Annotated in this window: 23 protein-coding genes; 10 read left to right on the forward strand and 13 right to left on the reverse strand. The window is 69.1% G+C overall.

Annotated features, from left to right (window positions below; translation table 11 throughout):
• Nucleotides 1–2: 2 nt before the first annotated feature.
• The 3 genes from Q9R28_RS12740 to Q9R28_RS12750 are packed head-to-tail and all read right to left on the reverse strand — an operon-like array spanning nt 3 to nt 1,989.
• Nucleotides 3–461 (reverse strand): GNAT family N-acetyltransferase, encoded by a 459-nt coding sequence (locus tag Q9R28_RS12740; protein WP_311206261.1) that lies wholly within the window; start codon nt 459–461, stop codon nt 3–5.
• A gap of 59 nt (nt 462–520) precedes the next feature.
• On the reverse strand, nt 521–1,672 hold the full coding sequence (locus tag Q9R28_RS12745) for a beta-propeller fold lactonase family protein (RefSeq protein WP_311206262.1): 1,152 nt from the start codon (nt 1,670–1,672) through the stop codon (nt 521–523).
• The gene (locus Q9R28_RS12750; protein ID WP_066652113.1) at nt 1,669–1,989 is read right to left on the reverse strand and encodes a chorismate mutase; all 321 of its coding nucleotides are present in this window, start codon (nt 1,987–1,989) and stop codon (nt 1,669–1,671) included. Before Q9R28_RS12750 ends, Q9R28_RS12745 begins: the two co-directional genes overlap by 4 nt.
• Before the next feature lie 88 nt (nt 1,990–2,077).
• On the opposite strand from Q9R28_RS12750, the gene Q9R28_RS12755 reads away from it, so the two are divergent.
• Nucleotides 2,078–2,485 (forward strand): DUF1304 domain-containing protein, encoded by a 408-nt coding sequence (locus Q9R28_RS12755; protein WP_200884129.1) that lies wholly within the window; start codon nt 2,078–2,080, stop codon nt 2,483–2,485.
• Between the two features lie 210 nt (nt 2,486–2,695).
• Here the strand turns inward: Q9R28_RS12755 and Q9R28_RS12760 are convergent, their stop codons facing one another.
• Nucleotides 2,696–3,712 carry an iron-siderophore ABC transporter substrate-binding protein gene (locus Q9R28_RS12760; protein ID WP_311206263.1) on the reverse strand — a complete coding sequence of 339 codons (1,017 nt, stop codon included), beginning with the start codon at nt 3,710–3,712 and terminating at the stop codon, nt 2,696–2,698.
• Nucleotides 3,713–3,770: 58 nt separating this feature from the next.
• On the opposite strand from Q9R28_RS12760, the gene Q9R28_RS12765 reads away from it, so the two are divergent.
• Nucleotides 3,771–4,637, forward strand: coding sequence for a shikimate dehydrogenase (locus Q9R28_RS12765; protein ID WP_311206264.1), 867 nt, complete (start codon nt 3,771–3,773; stop codon nt 4,635–4,637).
• 92 nt (nt 4,638–4,729) lie between these two features.
• Here the strand turns inward: Q9R28_RS12765 and Q9R28_RS12770 are convergent, their stop codons facing one another.
• A complete protein-coding gene (locus tag Q9R28_RS12770; protein WP_311206265.1) occupies nt 4,730–5,113 on the reverse strand; it encodes a YchJ family metal-binding protein in 384 nt (127 codons plus the stop codon).
• 54 nt (nt 5,114–5,167) lie between these two features.
• Between Q9R28_RS12770 and Q9R28_RS12775 the strand changes: the two genes are divergently transcribed.
• Together Q9R28_RS12775 and Q9R28_RS12780 are read left to right on the forward strand one after the other, a co-directional pair.
• Nucleotides 5,168–5,836, forward strand: a complete 669-nt coding sequence (locus Q9R28_RS12775; RefSeq protein WP_311206266.1) for a hypothetical protein — start codon at nt 5,168–5,170, stop codon at nt 5,834–5,836.
• A 48-nt stretch (nt 5,837–5,884) separates the two neighbouring features.
• Complete coding sequence (locus tag Q9R28_RS12780) at nt 5,885–6,616, forward strand: SOS response-associated peptidase (protein ID WP_251155389.1); 732 nt, start codon at nt 5,885–5,887, stop codon at nt 6,614–6,616.
• Between the two features lie 152 nt (nt 6,617–6,768).
• Here the strand turns inward: Q9R28_RS12780 and Q9R28_RS12785 are convergent, their stop codons facing one another.
• From Q9R28_RS12785 to Q9R28_RS12795, 3 genes are all read right to left on the reverse strand, one after another.
• Complete coding sequence (locus tag Q9R28_RS12785; protein ID WP_311206267.1) at nt 6,769–12,171, reverse strand: Ig-like domain-containing protein; 5,403 nt, start codon at nt 12,169–12,171, stop codon at nt 6,769–6,771.
• A 346-nt stretch (nt 12,172–12,517) separates the two neighbouring features.
• Nucleotides 12,518–12,847, reverse strand: coding sequence for a hypothetical protein (locus Q9R28_RS12790; protein ID WP_209684057.1), 330 nt, complete (start codon nt 12,845–12,847; stop codon nt 12,518–12,520).
• Between the two features lie 113 nt (nt 12,848–12,960).
• Nucleotides 12,961–13,287, reverse strand: coding sequence for a hypothetical protein (locus Q9R28_RS12795; protein WP_066652101.1), 327 nt, complete (start codon nt 13,285–13,287; stop codon nt 12,961–12,963).
• A 271-nt stretch (nt 13,288–13,558) separates the two neighbouring features.
• Between Q9R28_RS12795 and Q9R28_RS12800 the strand changes: the two genes are divergently transcribed.
• Nucleotides 13,559–14,449, forward strand: a complete 891-nt coding sequence (locus Q9R28_RS12800) for a VanZ family protein (RefSeq protein ID WP_311206268.1) — start codon at nt 13,559–13,561, stop codon at nt 14,447–14,449.
• Nucleotides 14,450–14,501: 52 nt separating this feature from the next.
• Nucleotides 14,502–14,630 (forward strand): hypothetical protein, encoded by a 129-nt coding sequence (locus Q9R28_RS12805; protein WP_268746769.1) that lies wholly within the window; start codon nt 14,502–14,504, stop codon nt 14,628–14,630.
• A 135-nt stretch (nt 14,631–14,765) separates the two neighbouring features.
• On the opposite strand, the gene Q9R28_RS12810 is transcribed toward Q9R28_RS12805, so the two are convergent.
• From Q9R28_RS12810 to Q9R28_RS12830, 5 genes are all read right to left on the reverse strand, one after another.
• Nucleotides 14,766–15,323, reverse strand: a complete 558-nt coding sequence (locus Q9R28_RS12810; RefSeq protein WP_209684062.1) for a hypothetical protein — start codon at nt 15,321–15,323, stop codon at nt 14,766–14,768.
• Between the two features lie 439 nt (nt 15,324–15,762).
• Complete coding sequence (locus tag Q9R28_RS12815) at nt 15,763–17,583, reverse strand: DUF4012 domain-containing protein (protein WP_311206269.1); 1,821 nt, start codon at nt 17,581–17,583, stop codon at nt 15,763–15,765.
• Nucleotides 17,584–17,618: 35 nt separating this feature from the next.
• Nucleotides 17,619–18,587 carry a GDP-L-fucose synthase gene (locus tag Q9R28_RS12820; RefSeq protein ID WP_311206270.1) on the reverse strand — a complete coding sequence of 323 codons (969 nt, stop codon included), beginning with the start codon at nt 18,585–18,587 and terminating at the stop codon, nt 17,619–17,621.
• Entirely contained in the window at nt 18,587–19,615 is a 1,029-nt protein-coding gene (gene gmd / locus Q9R28_RS12825) for a GDP-mannose 4,6-dehydratase (RefSeq protein ID WP_251155395.1), read from the reverse strand. Before gmd ends, Q9R28_RS12820 begins: the two co-directional genes overlap by 1 nt.
• The gene (locus tag Q9R28_RS12830) at nt 19,612–20,862 is read right to left on the reverse strand and encodes a glycosyltransferase family 4 protein (RefSeq protein WP_311206271.1); all 1,251 of its coding nucleotides are present in this window, start codon (nt 20,860–20,862) and stop codon (nt 19,612–19,614) included. The genes gmd and Q9R28_RS12830 overlap by 4 nt, the downstream gene beginning before the upstream one ends.
• A gap of 1,106 nt (nt 20,863–21,968) precedes the next feature.
• Here Q9R28_RS12830 and Q9R28_RS12835 point away from each other — a divergent pair.
• From Q9R28_RS12835 to Q9R28_RS12850, 4 genes are all read left to right on the forward strand, one after another.
• Nucleotides 21,969–22,520, forward strand: coding sequence for an acetyltransferase (locus Q9R28_RS12835; protein WP_311206272.1), 552 nt, complete (start codon nt 21,969–21,971; stop codon nt 22,518–22,520).
• Between the two features lie 107 nt (nt 22,521–22,627).
• A complete protein-coding gene (locus Q9R28_RS12840; protein ID WP_311206319.1) occupies nt 22,628–23,695 on the forward strand; it encodes a glycosyltransferase in 1,068 nt (355 codons plus the stop codon).
• A gap of 53 nt (nt 23,696–23,748) precedes the next feature.
• Nucleotides 23,749–24,765, forward strand: coding sequence for a glycosyltransferase (locus Q9R28_RS12845; RefSeq protein ID WP_311206320.1), 1,017 nt, complete (start codon nt 23,749–23,751; stop codon nt 24,763–24,765).
• A gap of 20 nt (nt 24,766–24,785) precedes the next feature.
• Nucleotides 24,786–25,769, forward strand: coding sequence for a glycosyltransferase (locus Q9R28_RS12850; protein WP_311206273.1), 984 nt, complete (start codon nt 24,786–24,788; stop codon nt 25,767–25,769).
• The last annotated feature ends 24 nt before the right edge of the window (nt 25,770–25,793 follow it).

The raw sequence follows: 25,793 nt of genomic DNA on the forward strand, positions 1-25,793 counted from the left end.
CCTCAGCGCAGCGGCAGCGCCATCCCGAGGCTCGGCGCGACGTCCTCGAACCCGAGCGAACGGTAGAGCCGCTGACCGGGCGGGTCCCCGACGAGCGTGATGTAGGCGCCTTCCGGCGCGCGGGACCGGATGTCCGCCACGAGCCACTCGACGACGACCCTCCCGAGCCCCCGGCGCTGGTGGTCCGGATCGGTGGCGATGTCGGCGATGTGGAAGTACCACCCGCCGTCCCCGATCGTGCGGCCCATGGCGACGGGGACCCCGTCGGTGTCGACGACGTGCACGGCCGACCTGCTCCCCGCGATAGCCCCGGCACCCTGCGCAGCGTCCTTCGGTGACAGACCGGAGTCCCGTCGCAGGCGCAGGTAGTCGTCCAGCGGCGGCGGCCCGACCACCCGGCGGTACCCGTCGGCGAGCACGCCCGACGCACCGGCCCCGGCCACGGGCACGGGCACGGGCACGGGCGCCCCAGCGCCATCCCCGGCCCCGGCACCAGCGCCGGCCCCAGCCCCGACCTCGGTCACGACCGGGCCGGCACCGGCACGATGCACGCAGGCGACCCGACGGCGATCTGCGCCACGACCTCGCCCGGCACCCCGTCCGCCCCGACGGGCAGCACGGCGATCGCGTCGGACATCTGGTTGGCCACCAGCAGGTACCCGGGCACCTGCGCGAAGTGCCGCGGCCAGACGCCACCGCACGACGCCGACCCGACGACGGTCAGCCCGTCGTCCGCGGTGTCGAGCACCACGATCAGGTCCCGGCCTCGGACCGCGACGACGACCCGTCCGGCCTGGTCGACCTCGACGTGGCTGAGGAGCGACTCCCCCACCGCGCCCTCGAACGCCGGCGCCGAGGCGATCGGCCGCAGCGTCCCGGGGTCGTCGCGGCGCAGGCGGTACACACGTCCGTCGAGCTCACCCGCGACGACGAGGTCCGCGTCCGCGTCCGCGTCCGACCCGGCCCCGGCCCCGGCCCCGAGCCACGCCATGTGCCGCGGCCCGACCCCGGGCCCGAGGTGGTGCACGCGCACGAGATCGATCGCGGGATCAGCCGTCACCCGGAACTCGTGGAGTGCGTCGCCGCCGAGGTCAGCGACGAGCACGGTGCCGTCGGGCGTCGCGATCGACTGGTGGGCGTGCGGCCCCTCCTGCCGGTCCTCGACGGGCCCCTCGACGTCGGGCAGCACGCCGGTGACGAGCGCCGACTCGGGGACGACGACCCGGTCCGCGCTCCCGTGGGTCCCGACGACACCGTCGCTCGCGGTCACCGAGGCGGCGTGCGACTCAGCGGCCTCGAGCGACACCGCGGTCACGGTGCCGGAGACGTAGTTCGTGACGAAGAGCGCGCCGGAGGGGTCGACCCGCACGTGGCAGGGCGCGTCACCACCGGCATCGGCATCCCACCGGTGCTCGAGCGCACCACCGGCGTACCGGAAGGCCGAGACGCGACCGTCCGCGGTCTCGGACACGGCGTAGACCCGGTCGCCGGAGAGCGCGAGGAACGAGGGGTCGTCCATCACGGCGACGGTGGAGGCGGTGGTCCCGTGCACGACCGAGATGCCGGTCGCGTTCCCACCGCCCGTCGCCGTGTACGACCCGACGAGCAGGTGCAGGTCGGCGAGATCCCGCGGGAAGTCGTCGGCCGGGAACCCTGCAGCAGCCCCGCTCACCGCTCGCCGCCGGCGATGCGCTCGTGGTGGTGGATGACCTCGGCGACGATGAAGTTCAGGAACTTCTCCGCGAAGGCGGGGTCGAGGTGCGACTCGGCGGCCAGCTGTCGGAGCCGCGCGACCTGCACCTGCTCACGCCCCGGGTCGGCGGCCGGCATGCCCGCCTCGGCCTTCAGGTAACCGACCCGCTGGGTGTACTTGAAGCGCTCGGCGAGCATGTGGATCACGGCGGCGTCGATGTTGTCGATGCTCTGCCGGATGCTCGCCAGCTCGGCGACCGCATCGTCGTGGACGGGTGTGGACTCGTCGGCACTCATGGCCGCAGCCTACCGGCGGGCCTCCGCCGAGCGGGCTGGTGTGACGGGCGGACACGAGCACTGCTCCGGGGCTGCGAGAATGGAGGCCATGTCGGTCCTGCTCGTGATCTCGGGCGTGTGTGCGGTCCTCGCGGGCCTCGTGCACGTGTACATCTTCTTCCTCGAGTCCGTCGCATGGACGAGTCCTCGCGTGCGTCGCGTGTTCGGCATCGCCTCGGAGTCCGAGGCACAGGCCACCCGCTCCCTCGCGTTCAACCAGGGCTTCTACAACCTGTTCCTCGCGATCGGCGCGATCCTCGGCGTCGTGCTGGTCGTCACCGGCAGCGGTGCGACGGGGTGGACCCTCGTGGTGTTCTCGAGCGCGAGCATGCTCGGCGCCGCGGTCGTCCTGGCCGGCACGGGTCGCCGGTACCTGAACTCGGCGTTCGTGCAGGGCTCGCTGCCGCTCATCGCCCTGCTCTTCGCCTTCATCGGCTCCACCTTCACCGCCGCGTAGCGGAACGCGCGGAACGGCACCAGACGTCGGACGGGAGGCGCGGTGCCGGCCCGCACCGTGCCTCCCGTCCGGCGGCCGCGCACCATCCGTCGCCGCCGGTCGCCACGCCCCCGCACGCACGCACGCACGCAACGAGGGACGCACGCAACGGGAGACGCCGGGTCGCGACTCGCGACCCGGCGTCTCCCGTACTCCCCCTGTGGCTGTCGGTCAGCCGACCTTCTTCGCGAACTCGTCCGGCAGCCGGTCCAGCGCCCACTCGATGGCGGCGGTGGTGCCGAGCGAGAACGCGTTCGACACGTCCGCGTCGTCGACGACGATGGAGTGCCCAGCCTCGACCGACGGCACCTTCTGGAACAGCGGGTCGGACTCGGCCTTCGACGCGTCGACGTAGATCGGCAGGACGACGGTCAGGTCGGCGTCGAGCAGGTCGAGGTTCTCCTCGGACAGGCTCACCGAGAACGCGTCGCCGGCCTGCTGGTCGACGGCCTTCGGGATGGTGAAGCCGAGCTGCTGCATGAAGGTGGAGCGGCTGTCCTTCGAGGCGTACGCGCCGAAGCCGTCCGCCGTGTACGAACCGACGACGGCGGTCTTGCCGTCGAACTCGGGGTGCGCCTTCCGCGCCGCCGCGTACGCGTCGTCGAGGTCGGTCAGCAGCTTCTTGCCCTCGGACTCCTTGCCGAGCGCACGCGACACGAGGTCGACCTGCTGCTCGGTGGTGGTGAGGTAGTTCGCGCCGCCCTTCGGCACCGCGACGGTCGGCGCGATCGCCGAGAGCTTCGCGTAGCGGTCCTTGTCGCCCGAGCTCTTCGTGTCGAGGATCAGGTCCGGCTTGAGCTTGAGGATCTGCTCGTAGCTGGGCTCGAGCGTCTGGATGATCGTCGGCTTCTTCGTGTACGCGTCCTTGAGCCACGGCCCGACGCCGTCGCCACCGAAGGCGAGCCAGTCGCTGGCGCCGACGGGCTGCACGCCGAGTTCGAGCGCCGTCTCCGCGTCTCCCCAGCCGAGGGCGACGACGCGCTTCGGCTGCGAGGGGATCTCGGTCGTGCCGAGTGCGGTCTGGATCGAGACGGGGAACGCGCCGCCCGAGCCCGAGGCGCCGTCGGACGCGGCGGGCGACGAGGAGCCGGAGGTGCACCCGGCGAGGACGAGGGACGCGGCGACGACGGCACCGGCGGCCGCGAGCGCGCGGCGGACGCGGCGCGCTGAGGGGGAGGTTCGGATCACACAGGTAAGGCTACCCTAAGCACCCCAGTCGAGGGCGCTGAGCGGCTAGGCTCCGGACGTGGAGTTCACCGACCCCGACCGGACCCGGCTGGCCGTGCTGGGCTCCCCCATCGCGCACTCGCTCTCCCCCACGCTGCACGCGGCGGCCTACGACGTGCTCGGGTTGCCGTTCACGTACGGGAGGCACGAGGTCGCCTCCGGTGGGCTCGACGCGTTCGTCGCGGTGCTGGGTCCTGACTGGCGCGGGCTCAGCCTGACCATGCCGCTCAAGCGGGACGTCCTGCCGATGCTCGACCGCACCACCCCGCTCGTCGACGAGCTCGGGGTCGCGAACACGGTGGCGTTCCGGCAGGAGGGCGACCGCGTCGTCCTGGCCGGCGCGAACACCGACGTCGAGGGCATCGTCCGACCGGTGGAGGCACTCGGGCACCTGCCGGGCGAGGCAACGATCGTCGGCGGTGGGGCCACTGCGGCGAGCGCCCTCGCGGCTGCGGTGCGGCTCGGCGCGGTCGACGTGCGGCTCTTCCTCCGCGACACCGCGAAGGCCGGCTCCCTCGTGGACCTGGCGGTGCGCCTCGGGGTGACGCTCGAGGTGCTGCCGATCGACTCGCTGCCGGAGACGCGGCACGGGTTCCTCGTGTCGACGCTGCCCGGCGGCGCGGCCGACCCGCTCGAGCTGCTGCCCTCCGGGCCGGACGCGGTGCTGTTCGACGTCGCCTACGAGCCCTGGCCGACCGCCGCGGCCGGACGCTGGGCCGCTGCCGGGGGCCGGGTGCTCAACGGGCTCGACATGCTGACGGAGCAGGCGCTCGGGCAGATCCGGTTCTTCGTGTCCGGCGACGACACCGAGCTGCTGCCGGACGAGGCCGCGGTCCGACGGGCGATGCGGCTCGCGGTCGGGCTGCCGGCGACCATCACCGCCTGACCGTCAGCGCTCAGGCATCACCGCTCAGGCGACCACCCCGCCGACGGTGAACCACGGTTCAGGCGATGACCCCGTCCAGGGTGAACCACGGTTCAGGCGATGACCCCGTCGACGTAGAACCACCGCCCCTGCTCCCGCACGAACTCGCTCGTCTCCTCGAGCGTCCCGCGGTCGTCGTCGGTGCGCCACCAAGCGCGGAAGGCGACCTGCCCGGCGGAGTCGAACGGGCCTCCTGACCGGGTCGACACGATGTCCAGGCGCGTCCAGCGCTGCGACGGGTCGAGCGTCAGCTCGTCCGGCCGGGTGCGCGGGTGCCAGGTGAGCAGCAGGTACTCCGGCAGCCCGAGCGCGAACGCGGTGAACCGGGAGCGCATGAGCCGCTCGGCGGTCGGGGCGGCGGCACCGGCGTGCAGGGGCCCGCAGCACTCGCCGTAGGGGTTGCCGCTCAGGCAGGGGCAGCGCTGTTCGTCGTCCACCCGGGCACGCTAGCAGCGGCCGGTCCTCGCAGCCTCGCGGCGTAGAAGGGTTCCGTGTACCGGCTCGGATGGCAGGTGTTGCGCGGGCGCCTCTGGGAGGTCGTCGACCCGGCGCGGGCCCGTCGTGCCCTGTGGGCCGCGGGAGCCGTCGCCGCGGTCGCCCTCGTCGTGTTCGTCGCGACGGAGTGGGCGTGGGCCTGGGTGGGCCCCGGCGTCCTCCGCCCGGTCGCCGCGATCACCTTCGCGACGCTCGGAGTCCTCGCGGTGGCGTTCTCGTGCTTCCCGACGGCTCGCGAGATCGGTCCCGAGCTCCGGATCAACGGGCGACAGGTGCGACCCGACTGGCAGCTGTCCGTGCGGTGGTCGGTGCAGCCCTACATCGGCCGGCGAGCGCGGCCGGTCGCGCCCGAGGACCGCGAGGCCGTCCTGATCGACGTGCCGCTGTTGCAGCGTGGACTGGTGCGACGGCTCTCGCGGCTCGGGCCGCTCCTGGTGGGGGCGGCCTCCGGCGGGATCACGGCGCTCGTCTCCGGACAGGTCGAGGTCTTCGTGGTCCTGTGGCCCTTCGTGTACCTCTTCACGCTCCCGGACATGGTGGCGCGGCTCGGGCTCGCCGAACGTGCCCGCCTCGCGGCGCTCGAGACGACACCACCCATGCCGGGGCACCGTCCGCTCCGGCGCCGGCACCCGCACGGGTCGAAGGTCCGCCTGCCCGGCGAGTGACGGCTGCGCGCCCGCACCACTGTCGGCCCCGGCGGGCACACTGGGCGCATGTGTGGAAGGTTCGTCGTCTCCGACACCACGGCCGATCTGCTGCCCGAGCTCGTGGGTGAGCTCGCGGCGCGCACCGAGCACGTCGACGAGGACACCGGGGAGGTGCACGCCGGCCTCGCCCCGAGCTGGAACGTCGCGCCGACCGACCCCGTGTACGCCGTCCGGCAGCGCCACGGGCAGCGCGAGCTCCCGCAGATCAGCTGGGGCTTCGTGCCGAGCTGGGCGAAGGACTTCCGGAAGCAGCGGCCGAAGCCGATCAACGCCCGCATCGAGACGGTCGCGACGAGCGGCATGTTCAAGCGTGCGTTCGCCACGAACCGGTGCATCGTGCCCGCCCTCGGGTACTACGAGTGGGTCGTGCGCGAGGACGGCAAGGAACCCCACTTCGTGCACGAGCCCGACGGCGCACTGGCGATGGCGGGCATCGTGAGCGCCTGGCCGGACCCGACGAAGCCCGAGGACGACCCGGACAAGTGGCGGCTGTCGCTCGCGATCATCACCCGCGACGCACACGTCGCGCCCGGCGAGGTCCACGACCGGATGCCGGCGTTCCTCACCCCGGACGGCTACGACGACTGGCTGGACGGCGACCTCGGCTCCGACGACCTGCTCGCACTGCTCGACCACGAGTCGCTCGCGGTCGCGGCCGGGCTCGAGCAGTACGAGGTCTCCCGCGCGGTGAACAGCGTGCGGAACGACGGCCCGCAGCTCATCGCACCCATCGGGTGAGCGCTGCGCACCACGGGCCCGTCCGCTGACCCCCGAGGGCACGGCGACCCGACGTCGGGTCGTGACCACGGACGACGGACGGGAGGCCCGGATCACGTGCGCCTGTCGGCTGTCGTGATCCGGGCCTCCTGTCCGGTGGTGGGGTGCGGTCGTCAGGACCCGCTGCGGCGGCGCGTCCCCGTCACGACGGCGGTCCCGTCACCTCGGCGGCGGACCACCAGGAACGCCCCGGCCAGGACCATCGCGACCGCGGCCAGGCCGAGTCCGACGAGTCCCGTGGTGCCGGTGAAGGCGAGCTTCGCGATGTGCGCGACCGCCGCGATCCCGGTGGGGTAGGACACCTCGATGGTCGCGCGGACCAGCTGCGCGGCACTGTCGAGCACCGTGTAGTCGATCGAGGTGCGCGCTGCCCAGCCGTGCTCGGGGGTGAACACGACCTGCCCGCGGTCGACCTGCCAGGTGCCCATGCCCTGCACGACGACCCGGTCGGTCGGTGCGCCGGTGGCCGGGTCGACCAGGTGCAGCGTGGTCGCCACGAAGTGCGCTCCGCCGCTGGCGTGGTCGTTGTCGATCGGGCGGACGGTGACCGGGTGGCCCACGGCACCGACAGCCGAGTCGTCCGTGGCGGTGGCGGCCGCGACGACCGTCATGACCGCGGTGGCCGTCGTCGTCTGCCCGGAGGCGTCGGTCACGGTGTAGGTGAACCGGTCCGTGCCGGTGAAGCCGTCCGCGGCCTCGTACAGGTACGAGCCGTCGCGCTGGACCGAGACGATGCCGTGCGCGGGCTTCCGGTCGAGGGCGGCGGTCAGGCCGGTCCCCCGGTCGTTGCCGAGCAGGCCGTGCCGGGCGTCACGGGCGACCGGGGTGCCCGCGACGGTCCGCGCACTGTCGTCGACGGCGTCGATCCCGACGGTGATCCACACGGTGGCGTCCGCGGCCTGGCCCTCCAGGTCGTGGTCGCGGTACGTGACCGAGTCCACACCCGAGAAGCCCTGGTCCGGCGTGTAGACGAAGGTTCCTGCGCCGGCGATGCGGACCGTGCCGTGCCGCGCCGTCCCCGCGGACACGACCCGTAGGGCCGAGCCGTGGTCGTTGCCGAGCACGCCCGGGTCGACCGCCGTCACCGGGGTGCCGGCGGCGGTGCCGGTGCGGTCGTCGGTCGCGACCGGGGTGACGGTGATCGTCACGAGGCCGGTCGACGTCGAGCCCTCGGCGTCCACCGCGGTGTACGTGAAGGTGTCGGTGCCCGAGAAGCCGGCAGCCGGCGTGTACACGTACGAGCCGTCCTTGCGGAGCTCGACCGTGCCGTGCTCCGGCTGCCGGTCGATCTTCGCCCAGAGACCCGCGCCGGAGTCGTCGGTCAGGACGCCCGAGGCCGCGGACACCCGCAGCGTGCCGTTCGTGGTGGTGGTGCCGTGGTCGGCCGTCGCGACGTTGCCGACCAGGACCGTGACCGTGGCGGTCGCGGTCTGCGCGGCGGCGTCGGTCACCGTGTACGTGAACGTGTCCGTGCCGGACCAGCCCGTCGTCGGCGTGTAGACGAGCGAGCCGTCCGCCGCGGTGGTCACCGTGCCGTGGCGCGGAGCCGTGTGGTCCGTGACCGTGAGACCGGTGCCGTGGTCGTTCCCGGTCAGCACGGTCCCACCGAGCGCGAGCGGGGTGCCGGAGGTGGTCTGCAGCACGTCGTCGGTCGCGGTGGGTGCGACGGCGACCCGCACCGTGGCGGTCGCGGTCGAGCCGGCGCCGTCGGTCACCGTGTAGGTGACGGCGTCGGTGCCCGAGAACCCGTCGGCGGGCGTGTAGGTCACGCCGGTGTCGCGGGCGACCGTGCCGCCGGTGCCGGTCGTGTCGGAGATCCGGACGGTGCCGTTCGCAGCCGTGCCGACGCCGGTCACCCGGAGCGCGGTGCCCTTGTCGTTCTCGGTCACGGCGACGTCGACCGGGGTCCCCGTCGTGGTCGTCGCGGTGTCGTCGACGGCCTTCGGTGCGACGGTGATCGTGACGGTGCCGGTCGTGGTGTTCCCGGAGCCGTCGGTGATCGTCACGTCGAAGGTGTCCTTGCCGGAGTACCCCGGCTCGGGCGTGTACGTGTACGAGCCGTCCTTCCCGACCTCGACGGTGCCGTGGCCCGGGTCCGTGTTGTCGGTGACGGTCAGGCCGGTGCCGGTCGCGCCCTCGAGCACGCCCTTGCCTGCGGGCACCACGAGGGTGCCGTCGGCGGTGGCGTCGGCGTCGGTCGCGGCGACCACGGGCGTGATGGTCACCGTGACGGTGCCCGCGGCCTGCTTGTCGTTCGCGCCGGTGACCCCGTACGGGAAGGTCGCCGTGCCCGAGGTCCCCGGAGCCGGGGTGTACGTGACGATGCCGTCGGCGTTCAGCACGACGGTGCCGGCGCTGGGCTGCCCGACCGACGTGACGGTGAGGCCGGAACCGTGGTCGTTGCCGGTCAGGTCACCCGAGGTCACCGTGACGGGCTGGTCGGCCGCGGTGCGGATCCGGTCGTCCTCGGTGCGGGGCGTGACGGTGATCGTCACGAGCCCGGTGCTCTTCTCGTCGGTGTCGGACGCGTCCTTCGCCGTGTAGGTGAAGCGGTCCGAGCCCGACCAGTCCGCGGTCGGCGTGTAGGTGTACGAGCCGTCGGCGGCGAGGTCGACCGTGCCGTGCAGCGGCTGCTCGTCGATCGTCGCGGTCAGCCCGGTGCCGTGGTCGTTCGCCAGGACGCCGTCCGCCACGGGGACGGTCAGCGTGGTGGACGCCGGGACGGTCGCGGAGTCCGCGGTGGCCTGCGGTCCGACCACGACGACGACCCAGGTGGAGTCGGTGCGGCCCGAGGCGTCACGGACGTCGTACCAGAACGAGCCGGTACCCGAGAAGCCGTCGGCAGGGGTGAACACGGCGTTGCCGTCCGCGTCGAGCACGACCGTGCCGTTCGAGGCCTTGCCCACGCCGGTGACGGTGAGCCCGGTACCGGAGTCGTTGCTCGTCATGGCCGTCACCGCGACGGTGACCGGGGTGCCGGCCGTCGTCGAGGTGGTGTCCGGGCGGGCGGTCGGCGAGACCACGATCGTCACGGTCGCCGGCTGCGACGTCCGGCCGGAGCCGTCGGTCACCGTGTAGGAGAGGGTGTCGGTGCCGGACCAGTCACGGGCCGGGGTGTACTCGACGGCACCGTCCCCGTTCACGACCGCGGTGCCGTGGGCCGGAGCCGTGGCGATCCTCGGCGTGAGGTCGGTACCGGTGTCGTTCGCCGCCACGTCGATCGCGACGGGACGGTTCGCCGTCGTCGCGGCGCGGTCGTCGGCCGCGACGGGCACGACCACCACGGTGACGGTGCCGCTGACGACCGTGCCGGCGCTGTCGGTGGCCTGGTAGGTGAACGTGTCCGTGCCGGAGAACCCGGTCGCGGGCACGTAGGTGTAGGTGCCGTCGGGTGCCAGCGTCAGCGAACCGTGCGTCGGCTCGGTGTTCGAGCGGATCGTCAGGCCGGTGCCGCGGTCGTTGCCGAGGACGCCGTCGGCGCGGGTCGTCGCCGTGGCGGTGCCGCCTGCGGGCAGCGTGATCGTGTCGTCGACCGCTGCGGGGCGCACGAGGACGGTCACGGTGACGGTGTCGGACTTCCCGTTGCCGTCGGTGACCGTGTAGTCGAAGGTGTCGTCACCGGAGTAGCCGTCGGCCGGGGTGTACGTGTACGAGCCGTCCTTCCCGACGGTGACCGTGCCGTGTGCGGGCTGGGTCGAGCCGGTGACGGTCAGGCCGGTGCCCTGGTCGTTGCCGAGCAGGCCCGGGGCACCGACGGTGGTCGGTCCGCCGGCGGTCACGGTGATCGCGTCGGCGCCGGCCGCGGGCAGCACCGTCACGGTGACGGTCGCCGTCGTGGTGGTGTCGTTGCCGTCGGTCGCGGTGTAGGTGAAGGAGTCGGTGCCCGAGAAGCCGGGGGCCGGGGTGTACCGGTAGGACCCGTCCTTCCCGAGCTCGAGGGTGCCGTGCGTCGGGTCGGTGTGGCTCGTGATGGTCAGGTCGCTGCCGCCGTCGTTGGCCAGGAGGCCCGTGGTCGCGTCCGCCGTCGCGGTCCCGCCGGCGTGCACCGAGAAGGCGTCGTCGGCGCCGGTCGGCTGGACCGTCACGGTGACGGTGCTCGTCGCGGTCTGCCCGGAGGAGTCCTTCGCCGTGTAGGTGAAGGAGTCGGTGCCGGAGAAGCCCGCGGCCGGCGTGTACGTGTAGGACCCGTCGGCACGGACCGTCGCGGAACCGTGTGCGGGCTGCGTGTTCGAGACGACGCTCAGGCCGGTACCGCTGTCGTTCGCGAGCACACCGTCGGTGGCGCTCTTCATCACCGCGGTACCGGTGGTCGTGGTCGCGGTGTCGGCGGTGGTCGCGACGTGTGTGGCCTTCACGGTGTTGGCGAAGGTGACGACGATGTCGCTGCCGTCCGCGGTCGTCGCGTGCGGGAACACGAAGGACGCGTTGTTGCCGCTTCCCGATGCAACGGTCCGACCGCTGTTCAGCTCGACCGCCTGCCAGGTCGTGTCGTAGTTCGCGAGGTCCGTCGTCCCCTTGGCGGACTGCGTCGCCGTGTAGGTCGTGTCCGGCAGCGTCAGTACGGCACCGGCCTTCGGCGTCTGCGCGCCGGCACTCGTGCTCGTCGTGTCGGCGGTGTTGCCCGCGGAGATCTGATCGCCGTCGACGCGGAGACCGAACTGGTCGCCGGCGTTCCACCGCTCGTCGACGCTCGACTGCGCGGCGAGCGTGTTCGCGTAGTTGCAGGTCGCGAGGTCCGACGGCTGGAAGTTCCCACCGATGGTGAAGCTGTCGACCTGCTTGCCGGAGCTCGGGTTGATCTTGTACATCGTGGTGCCGATGGACGCGTAGAGGTAGCCGTCGGACGAGAACGCGATGCCCGGGCTGCCCCCGGCGTCGGCCTGGTTGCTCGGCAGCGTCGCGACCAACGAGGTCGACAGCACCTGTCGACCGGCGGAGGTCGGCACGGTCTCGACGTCGACGCGACGGACCTGGTTGCCGGTCACCACGAACAGCAGGCCGCGGGTGCTGAAGGCCATGTCGCCGTTCATGCCCGTCTGCAGGTTCCCGAGGGAGCCGACCTGGCCGATGCGGGTCTTCGTGTTCGGGTCGTACGCGCCGAGGTAGGCGCTCGCCCCGTTGCCCGCGTAGTAGTACAGGCCCGTCACCGGGTTGACCGCGCCGCGCAGCAACGCACGCGCGCCGGAGGGGTCGGCGTTCTTGACGTCGGGGAGCCGCTGCTCGTTGACCGCGTCGTACGTGGTGATGGTGTTCGCGCTGCCCGCGGGCGTCGTCCCGTTGAACGACGCGTAGGCGGCGACACCGTTCTTCGCGAGTCCGAGGGCGTTGTTGCCCGGGCTCATGCTCGCCTTGACCTCGGAAGCGTGGCTCGTCACGTCGATGGACGCGAGGTCACCCGCACCGTTGATCGCGTACACGGTGTTCTGGTCGCAACGGAGTCCGGACGCAGCCGCAGCCGGGTCGGCCACCACGGCCTGGGTGAGACCGACGGCGCCGAGCAGGGCGACGCCGAGCATGGCGACTGTACGGATACCGGGTCGTGGGCGCGCGTGAGCGCGTGCGGGCACACGGGTGCCCTGGTGCACAGGCAGCATGAGTCACTTTCGGGTCGAGACGATGCCGACGCCGAGCTGTCGTGACGGTCCGTGCAGAGGGACGGTCGCTGGCGTCGTCCCGATCCTGGCAGGACACTGAGTGCACCAGGGGTCAACGCCGGTCCCCAGTGTGGGGGACCCTCCTCGAACTGGGGGTGCCTACTGGCGGCCCCGCGGGGAGGGTCGCGGCGGGCGCACGACGACGGGAGGCCCGGGTCACGTCCGCCGTGTGGCGGAGGCGACCCGGGCCTCCCGGCCGGATCGTTGCTCAGTCGAGCGTGCGGCGCACGTCCGGCAGCAGCTGGTGGAGCCGCTCGGCGAGACGGTCCTGCGCCTCGTGCAGCGAGCGGAAGTCGCCGACGTACTGACCGAAGGTGTCGGACACGAAGAAGTGTGCGCCCTGCTGGTCGATCACGCCGCCGTAGTAGCCGCCGTAGTTCGCCGCCCAGAGCCCCGCGTCGGCCTCGGACCAGACGACGTGCGCCCGGGCCGGTGCATCGGGGGACACGACGCCGGCAGCGATGCCGGTGATGACCTCGATGGTCGCCGTGTCCACGGTCACCTCGGCCTGCTGGCTGTTGGCGACGCTGGTGCTCATGGTGGTGCTCCTCGTGCTGCTGTGGTGCTGGACGGTGCTGGTGGTTCGGGCCGTGCTGGTGGTACGGGTCTGGCTGGTGGTGCTGGCCGCGAGGGCCGGATGGTCGTCGGGCACTACGCGACCGGACGGATCACGGCCGGCAGCATCACGTGGAGCTGGTCCGAGAGCTTCGTCTGGGCCTCTTCGAGCGTGGCGAAGTCGCCGACGACGAGTCCGAAGGTGTCCGAGGCCACGTAGCGGCCGTCGCGCTTGTCGACGCTCCCGCCGAAGTAGCCGCCGTAGTTGGCGATCCACTCGCCGTCGTCCTCCTGCGTCCACGTGGTCTTGGCACGTGCTGCGCGGCCGGAGTGCTCTGCCTCGGCCTCGAGGATCGCGATGACGTCGACCGTGTCGGTGTCGAGGGTGACCTCGCGGGTGTCGGTGGTGACGGTGGTGCTCATGTCGCTCTCCTTCGCGATCCGGGGTACATCAGGTGATGGTGTAACCGTACGAGAACGTCCCCCGGCGACGCCAGCGATGCCCGTCCATTCACGGGTTTCGTGCATACGGATCGGGGTACAGCCCCGGATTTCCGCGGCCGGGGGACACGGGAACGGGGTACAGGGGCGCGATCGGGGTACTCGTTCCGTGGATGAACCGGTTCCTGCGGGTTCGCGAGGTCGCCTCGCGTCCATCCCGGACGGGAGGCGCGGCCCACTAGCGTCGTTCCCGATGAGCACCAGGACGAGGACCACGATCGTGCGCAGCGGGATGGTGACTGCGGTCGTGCTCGTGGGCGCGGTCCTGCTGGTGCCCGGCCTCTCGGACCGGGTCCGGTCCGTGCTGCTCCACCTCGTGGGCGCGCTGCGCGCGCTCGGGCACGGCACCCTGACGCTCGGTGACGGCTTCTTGGCCGCGATCGCGGTGACCCTGCTGACCGCCCTGCTGCCGGTGCTGCTGGCGGGGGCGAGCCGGGCCTCCCGGCCGGCCGGGGTGGCGGGACGCGCCCTGGTGAGCGCCGTCGTCGTGCTGGCGGCCGCCGTCGCCGTGGCGGCACAGTCCTCCGCCCCGGGCGAGCGGTTCCGGTCCGTCGTGCTCGCGGGCCTCGTCGGGGTCGCGATCGGGGCGCTGCTCGACGCGGCCTGGCACGCACGGCACCGCGCCGCGCACGCGTCGGAACGTACGAGGCGGGTGGCGTGGTCGCTCGCGGCCGCATACGCGCTCCTGGTGGTGCTCGTGGCGACGGCGGGCTCCCCCGTCGACCGAGGGATCCACCCGTGGCTGACGCGAGCGATCGCCGCGGGGCACCGGCTCGGCGCTCCGCAGTGGCTCGACTACGGATCGGTCGAGTTCACCGCGAACGTGCTCTTCTTCGTGCCGTTCGGGTTCTTCGTGCTGCTGCTCTTCGGAGCGCGCGCGTGGTGGGTCGGCATGCTCGGCGGATTCCTGGCGAGCTGCGTGATCGAGACGGTGCAGGCGCTGTTCCTGCCAGCGCGGTTCGCGTCGGTGGACGACGTGCTGTCGAACACCTCCGGAGCGGTGCTCGGGGTCCTGCTGGGGATCGTGGTGCTGGGGCGGGCCCGCGTGAGCGCGGCTGGCGGACAGTCGCGGGCCGCAGTGTGACGATCTGACGACGGACGAACCGCTCGGCCCGCGCACGGCCTACGGTCAGCGCATGGACCCGAACCCCGATCGGAAGCACCATCGCCCCTACCGCCGGCCGTCGACCTTCCCCTGGTGGCTGTGGATCGTCGCGCCGCTCGTCGTGATCGCCGTCGTGGCGATCGCCCTCGTCGTCACCTGATCCGTCCGACCTGACCCGCCCGACCTGACCCGTCCGACCTGACCCGTCCGACCAGACCCGCCTCGTTCCTCCACCGACGACAGCACGAAGCCCCCGGCACCGAGATGCCGGGGGCTCCGTTCAGTTCAGCTGTGCTCAGGCGGCGTCGTTCTGACGACGGACCGACTTGCGGGCGACCAGGAGGCCACCACCGAGGACGATGGCGCCGCCGGCAGCCCAGAGGCCGAGCGTCGAGATGGTGCCACCGGTGAAGGCGAGCTGGCCGGGGGTGCCGGAGTTGCCGTTCGAGCCGACCGTGACGGCGGTGTCGCCGGGGGCGACGGTGAACGAGGCGAGGCCGACGACGCCCGAGGTGGCGCCCGTGGCGGTCAGGTTGTAGGTACCCGAAGCACCGGCCGGGAAGGTGACCTTGACGACGAGCGCGCCGGTCGGCGAAGCCGTGTAGGCCTTCGAGACCGTCGTGGTCGGCAGCGCACCGAGGGTCACGGCGCCGGCGCCGGTCACCTGGACGTTGACGGTCTCGCCGTTCTGGAACGCACCGTCGGTGAAGCTGACGAAGGCGGTGCCGCCCGCGACGTAGTTGCCCGAGACGGAGACGCTCGAGTCCGGCGCGTAGCCGGCAGCGTTCGCCGCGGTCGGGATGGCGATGAACGCTGCGCCCGCGAGGACGGCAGCTGCAATGAGCTTCTTCATGAAGTGTTTCCCCTAAGAATCTGATCCTGCAGACCCTGACACCCAGAGCCCGTGGCACTCCCCCCAAACGCAAGCCGTGAAGGAGCAAGCGGTCGCTATGGCGAAGTTCCCTCAATCTAGCGGGAATCCTCAGGTTGTTGCCACCAGATCCGAAACTTTTTCGAGATCGAGCCGAGACCGGTGCGCATCAGGGACAGCTCGAGGGCGCCCGCACTCCCGGCGAGGGGCATGGTTGTCGAACCGAAATCCCAGTTCAGGGGCGCTATGCAACAAATTCACACAGCTACTCCGGCCGCTCGTTCTGTACCTGTGACCGGCTGAGCCGCGTGCTCAGAAAAGTCCTGAACCCCCCACTCTGGGGACAACATGAACCGCGCTGCTCGGCTCGACACGCCGTCGCCTCCGTTCCGTGGACGGGCCGCGGACGTATGGTTCGCGCTCAGCCGGCGGGGACCGGGTCCTTGCACTCGAACCGCAGGGGCTCGACCTTGCCCTGCTTGACGCCCGGCGTCGAGATCGCCTCGACGCCGGCGTTCGCGAACTTCGCGTCACCGAGGTACGCGACGCGGAAGGTCGTGCTCTCCCCCGGTGCCAGCAGTGTCTGCAGCTGTGCAACCGGGTGCCTGCCGTCCATCGCCGTCTGCACGCCGACCTGCTTGCCGTCCTGCGTCGAGCCGAGGTAGATGGCGTTCTCCGGCGCGTAGACGGCGACGAGTGTCTTGATCTTTCCGGGCTCGGTACCGAAGTTGCCACCGCCGGTGACGTACTCGGGGAGACTCGTTGCGGCATCGGCCGGAGCCGTGTTCTTGAGCGTGACCTCGACCACGGAGGTCGGACGACCGTCCTGCCGGCAGACGGACGATCCGACCGACACGGTCTTGTCGAGGTAGTAGTCCATCTTCGAACCGGTGCCGTCGTTCAGGTAGACGCCGAACTGCCGAGTCTCACGCGATGCGGTGGGGAGCTCGCCGGCCAGCGCTGTGCCGTCGAGCCGCTGCTGCTCGTCCTTCGTCGCGCTCCACAGCCGGAGTCGCCCCTCGTTGGTTCCCTCCGTCAGCGCCGAGATGAACTGCTTCGCATCGAAACCACCGCCCGACACCTTGTCGAAGACCGCGCTCGCGGCCGAGGCGAAGAACGCGTCCTGCACGGCGGGGTCTGAGTACTTCGTGTAGACGTCGCTCAGCAACAGCTGGACGGCATTGTCCGCAGTGAGAGTGTCACCCGTTGCCAGCTGGACCGGCCCGGTCGCCCGGAGCATGTAGCTCAGCGTCACCGGGTCCATCGCGAGGGCCCCGTCGACCTCCTGCCCGAACTTCTGCTTCCACATCTCGCGGGCGAGCTGTGCTGAGACGTCGAAGCGGGGCGTGAGGTTGACGTCCTGCATGTACCTGCCGGTGATGTCCCCGTACAGGCTGGCCGTGTCCGGCTCGAGCGGAAGCACCGGCTGCTCGTAGGGACCGAACGACGAACCCGCAGCCTGGTTCTCGAGCTTGATCGACCCGTCCTGCACCTTGAGCAGCGCGACGGCCCCTGGGATGCCCCCGCCGGCGCGGAGCTCGGCGTTGTTCTGGAACAGCAGCACGTAGTTGCGCTCGCCGTCCCGAGCGAGCATCGCCGGTGCGAGCTGCACGACGCGGTTGGCCGTGTCGACCTGCGTCGACGCGGACTGCACGGCGTTCCGCAGCTGGTTGACCGCCGACGTGACCGGCGAGAGCGTGCCGCTCGTGTCGATCGCCTGCGCATCGCGGTCGGCCTTGGTCAGCGTCTCGGCCGCCTGCGCGACCGCCGGCTGCGCCTTCACGAGCGGGTCCAGATCGACCTTGCCGTCCTTCGGCGCGAACGAGTCGACGCCGAGTCCACCGACGACGCCGGCGACGGGACTCACCGCACCGTCGGCCACATCGTCGACGACCACGGCGACCTCGCGCACAGCACGCAGGTTCGTCCCGAAGAACGGGACGTACTGGGCCGCGCCCCACACTGGGTCACCGGTCAGCGACCGCGCCGCGGATGCCTCGTCCTCCAGGTGCTTCGCGGTCTGCTGCGCGGCGCTCGTGTCGGCGTCCGTCAACTGCGACCGCAGCGTGCTGACGTCGGACACCGCCCGTTCGAGATGCCCCTTGGCGAGCACACCGCGCACCCCCACCCAGGCGACGGCGAGGATCAGCAGGAGGACGACGGCCAGGACGGTCCACAGCACGACGCGGGCCCTGGACCCCCGGCTCACTGCAGCGCGTCGCGACTCGGGCTGGTCGGACATGAGGTAATCCTACGGTCCCTCATGTCCGACCGAGGTCACTGCCGAACCGAGTCCGCGTGCTCGCGGTACCAATCGATGGTGCTGCGGAGGCCCTCTTCGAGCCCGACCTGTGCCGTCCAACCCGCTTCGGCGAGTTTGGACACGTCGAGGAGCTTCTGCGGGGTCCCGTCGGGCTTGGACGTGTCCCAGATCGTCTCGCCCTCGAAGCCGACGACCCTCGCGATGGTTTCGGCGATCTCCCGGATCGTGACGTCCGACCCAGTACCGACGTTCACCTGGTCCGGACCGTCGTAGTGCTCGATGAGGTGGAAGACAGCCGAGGCCATGTCGTCGACGTGCAGGAACTCGCGGCGGGGTGACCCCGTGCCCCAGTTCTCCACCTGCGGTGCACCCTGCTGCACCGCCTCGTCGTACCGGCGAATGAGGGCGGGCAGCACGTGCGACCCCTTGGGCGAGAAGTTGTCGCCCGGCCCGTAGAGGTTGGTCGGCATGGCGGAGATCCAGGAACGACCGTGCTGACGTCGTACTGCCTGAACCTGCAGGATCCCGGCGATCTTCGCGATCGCGTACGCGTCGTTCGTCGGTTCGAGGTGCCCGGTGAGGAGGGAGTCCTCCTGGATCGGCTGTTCCGCCAGCTTCGGGTAGATGCAGGACGATCCGAGGAACACGAGACGCTCGACACCGTGCTCGACGGCCGCGTCCATGACGTTGACCTGGATCTGCAGGTTTTCGCTCAGGAAGTCGTGCGGATAGGTGTCGTTCGCGAGGATGCCACCGACCTTGGCCGCCGCCAGGACGACGTGCTTCGGTCGCTCCTGCGCGAAGAAGTCGAAGACGGCGGCACGGTCCTTGAGGTCGAGTTCGGACGAGGTCCGTCCGATCAGATCGGTGAAGCCTTCTGCTTCGAACTTCCGTTGGACCGCCGACCCGACGAGACCACGGTGTCCAGCGATGTAGACGCGGTCGTCACGATCGAGCGGCCCTGGGGTGAACTCGGCCGCCATCAGGACTCCCAGCTCGCAAGCTTGACGGTGTCGATCCAGGGCCGACCCTCGTGCTGGAGCGCTTCGATGTCCGCGTCGACCATGATCCGAGCGAGCTCCGCGGTGTCGACCGTGGCCTCCCAACCGAGCTTCTCCTTCGCCTTCGACGCGTCGCCGACCAGGGCGTCGACCTCACTCGGGCGGAGGTACCGCTCGTCAAACCGCACGTGGTCCTCCCAGTTCAGCCCGGCGTGAGTGAACGCCGTCGACAGGAAGTCCTTGACGGTGAAGTTCCCGCCGGTCGCGAGGACGAAGTCGTCCGGTTCGTCCGCCTGCAGCATGCGCCACATGCCCTCGACGTACTCCGCCGCGTACCCCCAGTCCCGGACTGAGTCGAGGTTGCCGAGGTAGACGTGGTCTTCCATGCCCGCCTTGATCCGGGCAACTGCGCGCGTGATCTTGCGCGTCACGAACGTCTCGCCTCGCCGAGGAGACTCGTGGTTGAAGAGGATGCCGTTGACCGCGAACATGTCGTACGCCTCGCGGTAGTTGCGAGTGACCCAGTAGCTGTAGACCTTTGCGGCACCGTACGGCGAGCGCGGCCAGAACGGGGTCTCCTCGTTCTGCGGGGGCGGGGTCGCCCCGAACATTTCGGACGACGACGCCTGGTAGAAGCGTGTGTGGATACCGGACATGCGGACGGCCTCGAGCATGCGCATCGACCCGACGCCTGTGACGTCACCGGTGTGCTCGGGCTCGTCGAAGGAGACACGCACGTGCGACTGCGCGGCGAGGTTGTAGACCTCGTCGGGCTTCAGCTCACCGAGGAGGCTCACGAGTCGGGCCCCGTCGCCGAGATCTCCGTAGTGCAGGAAGAGTTTCGCGTCGGGGTTGTGGGGGTCGACGTAGAGGTGGTCGATGCGCGAGGTGTTGAATGTCGACGCACGACGGATGACGCCGTGCACCTCGTACCCCTTACGGAGGAGCAGTTCGGCCAGGTACGACCCGTCCTGTCCCGTGATGCCCGTGATGAGCGCGCGCTTCGTCAAGCAGTCCCCGATTCCCTAGTGGCGGTTGAGCGGCGGCCTCTCGCCAGCGTCTCCAACAGCTGAGCAAATGTATCGAACGAGGCCGCCGCCGTCAGGCGCTCGGTCCGGAACCGTCGACCAGAAGCGCCCATTGCCCGGGCCCGCTGAGCGTCTCCAGCGAGCGCGAGCGCTGCGTCGAGCAGAGCCTGCGGGTCGCCGGCGGGCACAACTGGCCCCGCTCCGGCGAGGAGTACCTCACTCTCTGTGACACTGCCCGGGTCTGTGGCGGCGATGACAGGCAACCCGGTGCTGAAGTAGGACGTGAGCTTGCTCGGGACAGCCATGCCCGCAACTCCAGCACGTTCGTTCACCAGCAGCGCATCAGCGGAAGCGAGCGCATCGCGGAACTCGTCGTCAGGCAGAGAAGCAATCATCTCCACGTTGGCCACCCCGGCGGCGAGTTCAGCAAGGGCCGAGCGTTGGTTCCCGTCTCCGAGCAGGACGAAGCGCACTCGCGAACCGGTCGCAGCTGCGAGGCGAGCCGCGTCCACCACGTTCTCGAGGCCTTGCTTCACACCCATGTTCCCCGCATGCAGGACGACGAACTCCGACGGTTCCCAGCCGAGGGCCGCACGTGATGCGTCGCGATCGACCTGCCAGTCGTCGTCGAGGTGGGACCAGTTCCGGACGACCTCGACTGAAGCAGGACGAACACCGAGCTCCTCGACGACGGTGTCGCGGAACCGCTCGTGGATCACGACGACCGCATCGGCAGACCGCAGTGTCCACTTCTCGATCGCACCGATGAGCCGGCTTGACAGACCAGGACGTCCGACGCCGAGCTCCCGAAGACCGAGGGTGTACAGGTCCTGCACCCAAACTACGACCGGACGCCGCGTCACGAGACGCGCCTTCACCAGCGCCGCTGCGGACGAGATGAGCGCAGGTGAAACCAAGACGACGACGTCTGGCTTCGCAAAGCGTGTGCAAACCGCCGCGACGCCGAAGGAAAGTTCAGAGAGAGCGCGCGCAACTCCCCCGGGCTTCGATGGGAGCCGATGCCGTCGCCTGACCACCATCACCCCGTCCTCGACGGAGATCCGCGAACGAGGGGGCCGTCCTTCAGCGAAGCGCCACTGCGGGTAGTGAGGGAAGCCGCTCAGCATCCGGACGCGCCACGACCGAGACGCGAGTTCTCTGGCTAGTCCGCTGGTGTACGGGGCGATCCCCGTTGATTCGGGCCCGTAGTTGAGCCCGACGACCGTCACGGATCCTGCTCTCTGCACACGCGATGGTAACAGGTCCTCAACTTGCGCTTCGAGGTACTCGCCGCGACGGCAGAGACGCACGGCGTTCCTATCCACGGCGTCATAAGCGCGCCTTCACTTGGGCACAGTTCTGCCCATCACCCGCGCCGATGCGTTCCATCGCTGGTTCAACCGAAGAATTTTGACTTTCCTCGCACTAACTCAGAGACTCCGGCACGGCGCTATCACTGAAGCGCTGGCGACTCGGCTTGCTCTACATCTCATACGGACACGAAAGATCCGGCCCGGGCGCAAGCCCGTTTTCCTGGAAGTTCGGGCACCTGGGCAGCGAAGGGGTGGACTTCAACCCCGACCGAGTCGAGCTCGAACACCACGTCGTGATGCTTCGAAAGAGCTTCCTGTCTACCGGCAGCGAACGAACGAATCTTCCTTTGGACTCGCATCCACAACTCGACCGACGAACCCGACCACCGGGCGCAATCGCTGAGGAGCCGCCACGCCAGGTAGGACGGGTAGGTGATGCGGACCCCGGTTCCTCAACCTCGGCGCTTCGATCCCTCAGACAGCGAGTCTGTGCACGACGCGTTACCGTGACCTCCGGCGGTACTTCATTCCGGCGATCGTGGCGGAGGGCGGCGTCTGCACCCCTTCATGCGAAGCCGATCCCTGCGCCGGCCCTCGAAGTTCACTGCAGCGAGAGCCCGATCCGATCGGGGTACGTGACGGCTCTGCCCCGTCTGCTGATCGGCGCCCCGCTCTCCGTCTCCTGAAGACCTTCAAGTCGTGCTCGACAGACCACTCCAGCCCTGCAGGTTGACACGCGATGGCGGCATCAAGTCCGCGCCGGGCAGCCGTTCGTCACGCCCGCCCCCCGAGAGGTCGCTGATGTCGACGCGCTCGACGGCCGTGGATCAACCGCTGGCCCTCGCACTCGGGCCCCGACCATCCGACTCCTCATTAGGAGGCGAGCTCCTGCCCCCAGCCCTCTACTATGGACACGAGGGACGCTCGGGTGGCTCGACTGCTCGATCTGCCGGCGTGGCGCCGGCAACGAAGGACAGGGGCTACAGATGAGAGCGCATGACGCACCGGTTTTCCCTCCGATCGTGCGCCTGCGCGACGCGCCCGGCGATCGGCAGACCTGGGGCGGTTCGCGTGCCCGCGTCTATGCATGGAGCGTCGCCGAGCTGCTATTCGTCACCAATCCTTGGCAAATCAGTTCGCGACTGCGGGTCGCTGTCCTCCGTCTCTTTGGGGCGCAAATCGGACCGGGAGTTACCTTCCGCCCGCGGACGCGCGTGCGCTTCCCCTGGAAACTCACTATCGGTGCGGACACCTGGATCGGCGAAGGGGTGTGGATTCACAATCAGGATCAGGTCAAGATTGAGCATGACGTCGTCATTTCACAGGAGAGCTTCCTGACGACCGGCAGCCATCGTCACAGGTCGGATATGGGCCTCGTAACGCGACCGATCCTCATAGAAGCAGGCACGTGGGTCACATCGAGATGCATGATCCTTGGGGGCGTCACAATCGGGAGGTCGTCCCTGATCGAGCCGATGACAGTAGTGCAGCAGAACGTCCCTTCCAACACCGTGCTTGGCAGCGATCGTTCCGCATACGTCACTCGCCCCCGATTCCGTCAGGAGCAAGAATGAGCGACCCGACGGAGCGCGGACACGGAGTGCTTCGAGTCGTCGCGCTCGGTAGCAGCACAGGTAGATACGGAGGGCCATTCGACACGGCCCGAGCGCAAATCGAGTTGATGAGCAGCGTGTTTCCGTCGTCTGTTTTGTTTGCGCCCCATTTACGAGCCGACAGCTTCAAGGACACTTCGGAACAAGGGTACGCAACGGCCTCCCCGCCGGTCTCGATGATTGCTCGGCTGGGGACACCGTCGGTCTTCTCGTTCCGCGCCGCCTGTAGCCTCCTCCGGGCCGTCAAACGTGCTGGCGTAGTGCATATCAGTCTCGCCAGAGAACCACTCCCGACATTGGCGCTCCTGTTAGCGCTCTTGCTGCGCAAACCGGTGGTCGCTCAACCTCACGGCATGCTCACCTCCCGGTCGAGCATCCAACACCGCATCCTCGACCTCGTCCTCGGGCCACTCATCAGACGTGCGGACGTCACCCTGGCCCTCACCAACAAGGAACGGACTGACCTTGAACGAAGGTTTAGCCTTCGGCCAGGCAGCATCGTGGTGCTCGGCAACCCACTTCTCCGAGGTGTGGTCGCGCCGAACCCGGACAACTCGCGACAAGTTCCCCCCCGGCTCGAGGCGTTGTTCCTCGCACGTCTCCACGCCCGGAAGAGAGTCGGCGTCTTCGCCGACGCCGCCGCAACTGCTCTCGAACTCGGCTGGCCAGAGCAGTACGCACTGATCGGACCAGACCAAGGCGAGTTGCAGGCTGCCCTCGACCGCCAACTGCCCAATTTGCGGTACGAGGGCACCCTCCCGCCATCGGAAGTTCCCGCCCGGCTCACACGTGCCGGAGTATTCGTCCTTACCGCGGACGCTGAACCTTGGGGCAATGTACTGGTGGCGGCCTTGTCCTCAGGGGTCCCCGTGGTGGTATCCGAGTCGTCTGCTCTTGCCGACACGATCCGTGCGCACGGAGCAGGCATCGTCACCCCTGACGGCGAAGTTGGCGCGGTCGCGACGGCTATTCATCAAATCCTTCACTCGTCGGACTACAAGAAGTTCAGCGAGGCCGCATTACGACTAAGCGACCGTGAGTTCACTGACGACGCTGTCCGACGAACGCTCACGAAGGTTTATGAGACTCGGTCCCACTCAACCGCCCAGGGAAGCCAGCTGTGGGCTCAAGATTGAAGATCCCGGCGCAGGGGGCTTGGAATAACGGGAAGCGCTCGCACGTGACGGTCATGCTTTCCGTCTCAGAGGTAACCCCCGAGACCAATCCCTACATTTCAATGTTGGTTGACGGCCTAAAACCTGTGACAAACCTGCTCCTGTTCGATCGGATCAAGCTCATCAGCCGGAAGGTTGACGTGCTGCACGTGCATTGGCCAGAAAGCCTGATCCGAGGCGGCAGCCGACCGAAGAAGGCGGCGAAGTACTGCTTTGCGATCGCATTCCTCCTTCTGCCCCGTCGGCTTCGCGCAAAGATCGTCTGGACGCAGCACAATCGTGATCCGCACGAGAACGGCGGCCCACTCGAGGGACTGTTCCTTCGACTGTTCCGTAGTCGCGTAGACCACACGATCTACATCAATGCGTCGCCGGAGAATGACCTCACCGTTGCGTCATCCACGATTCTTCACAGCGAGTACGAGCGGCTCACAGACCTGGATGAGGCACTTGTAGCAGCGCGAAAGTGCGATTTCCTTTTCTTCGGCCTTCTTCGACCGTACAAAGCCATCGAGCAACTCATCGATGCGTTCAAGCAGATGCCGCCGAACGCTTCGCTGCGCCTCGTCGGTCAGGCCTCCGTTTCGTATGCCGCACAACTCCGAAAAGCAGCATCCTCCAAACCGTGCAACATCGAAATCGATTCACGTTTTCTGTCCGAATCCGATCTGCAAACAGCCATTAGTGCAACGCGATGGGTGGTACTTCCGAACCCGGAGATGTATAATTCAGGAGCGGCCATTCTCGCGCTGAGCCTGGGAAAGCCGGTACTGGTGCCGGCGACCCCCTCAAACAGAGCGTTGCAGGATGAATTCGGTGAGCAATGGGTACGTCTGTTCACCCCGCCTCTCGACGCCACCGATCTGGCTGGAGCCGCCGCTCGGGCGGCGCATACCGGGCGCCCCTCGTTGGAGCGCCGATCCTGGACGGAAGCAATCGCAGCACACGTTGTGGTCTACGAAAAGCTCGCTGACACGCCTCCTGCTCAGAAACAGCGGGCATCAACAACGATTCGGGAGAAACGATCTTGAGGGTCTTGATACTCGGCGACATGACTCTCGGACGGAATGCGAGGAGCGTTCGCGAAGGTTTCGCGCAGGCAGGTTTTGAGGTGAGATCCGTCAACACTGCGCGTGCCGTGCACGCCCCGAAGGGCAGCCCAAACTGGTGGTACAAGCGACGTCTGCAACAGGTCGCACCGGCCGAGCAGCGCCGATTCAACGCCGAGTTGTCGAGCGCGACCACATCCTGGTCCCCCGACCTCACGGTGGCCATCAAGACTATTTACTACGACCAGACACGCATCCTCGAGCTTCCGGGATCCAAGGCGCATCTGTCCTTCGACGACGTGAGCAACCCCGAGAACACTTCTCCCCGGTACTTGCTGAACGAGTCCGACTGGGACCTCATCGTCACGACCAAACGACACAACGTTCCCGAGCTTCATTCGAGGGGCGCGCGTGACGTCTTGTACATCTGGGGAGCCTTCGACCCTCGGTACCGCCACAGGACGACCTCGTTCGAGGAGCGCCACTTTAAGGTCGGTTTCATTGGGGCGGCCCGGCCGGATCGCGTTACTCTTCCGAGCGACCTCGCTACCCACGTTCGGGGCCTCAGCGTTGTCTACGGACCGAGGTGGCGCCGCTCCTACCCCCTAGGGAAGTCCGGTGTCGCCCTCAGGCCTCTGGCGCTGCGTGAGCAGTACACGGCTGCAGCGAACTCGATGCAGATCGGCTTGGTCCTCCTGAACTCCGACAATCGGGACGCACACACGAACAGAACGTTCGAGACGCCCGCGACCGGTCAATTGCTCGTCGGTGAGCGGACCCCAGAGCACCTCGAACTCTTCGACGAAGGGTCTGAGGCTTTCTTCTTCGAGGACCGCGACGAACTCTGGAACCTGATCCCAAGACTCGTGGCAGATCAGCGTATGAGTTCCGCGGTTGCCGCAAACGGCTGGCGGAAGATTACCGAGGGAACGTACACCTACGCCGATCGTGCACGAGAAATCGCAGCGCACCTGGATGAAGCATGACTCCTGAAATCACGACATGGACTT

This window comes from Curtobacterium sp. BRD11 (genome assembly GCF_031844345.1).
Taxonomy (GTDB): domain Bacteria; phylum Actinomycetota; class Actinomycetes; order Actinomycetales; family Microbacteriaceae; genus Curtobacterium.

Coding starts and splice junctions, on each gene's coding strand:
- Q9R28_RS12790 (WP_209684057.1), bottom strand. CDS start 12,847: ATGAGCACCAGCGTCGCCAACAGCCAGCAGGCCGAGGTGACCGTGGAC.
- Q9R28_RS12780 (WP_251155389.1), top strand. CDS start 5,885: ATGTGTGGAAGGTTCGTCGTCTCCGACACCACGGCCGATCTGCTGCCC.
- Q9R28_RS12840 (WP_311206319.1), top strand. CDS start 22,628: ATGAGCAGCGTGTTTCCGTCGTCTGTTTTGTTTGCGCCCCATTTACGA.
- Q9R28_RS12785 (WP_311206267.1), bottom strand. CDS start 12,171: ATGCTCGGCGTCGCCCTGCTCGGCGCCGTCGGTCTCACCCAGGCCGTG.
- Q9R28_RS12750 (WP_066652113.1), bottom strand. CDS start 1,989: ATGAGTGCCGACGAGTCCACACCCGTCCACGACGATGCGGTCGCCGAG.
- Q9R28_RS12800 (WP_311206268.1), top strand. CDS start 13,559: ATGAGCACCAGGACGAGGACCACGATCGTGCGCAGCGGGATGGTGACT.
- Q9R28_RS12850 (WP_311206273.1), top strand. CDS start 24,786: ATGACTCTCGGACGGAATGCGAGGAGCGTTCGCGAAGGTTTCGCGCAG.
- Q9R28_RS12810 (WP_209684062.1), bottom strand. CDS start 15,323: ATGAAGAAGCTCATTGCAGCTGCCGTCCTCGCGGGCGCAGCGTTCATC.
- Q9R28_RS12815 (WP_311206269.1), bottom strand. CDS start 17,583: ATGTCCGACCAGCCCGAGTCGCGACGCGCTGCAGTGAGCCGGGGGTCC.
- Q9R28_RS12795 (WP_066652101.1), bottom strand. CDS start 13,287: ATGAGCACCACCGTCACCACCGACACCCGCGAGGTCACCCTCGACACC.
- Q9R28_RS12845 (WP_311206320.1), top strand. CDS start 23,749: ATGCTTTCCGTCTCAGAGGTAACCCCCGAGACCAATCCCTACATTTCA.
- Q9R28_RS12805 (WP_268746769.1), top strand. CDS start 14,502: ATGGACCCGAACCCCGATCGGAAGCACCATCGCCCCTACCGCCGGCCG.
- Q9R28_RS12820 (WP_311206270.1), bottom strand. CDS start 18,587: ATGGCGGCCGAGTTCACCCCAGGGCCGCTCGATCGTGACGACCGCGTC.
- Q9R28_RS12755 (WP_200884129.1), top strand. CDS start 2,078: ATGTCGGTCCTGCTCGTGATCTCGGGCGTGTGTGCGGTCCTCGCGGGC.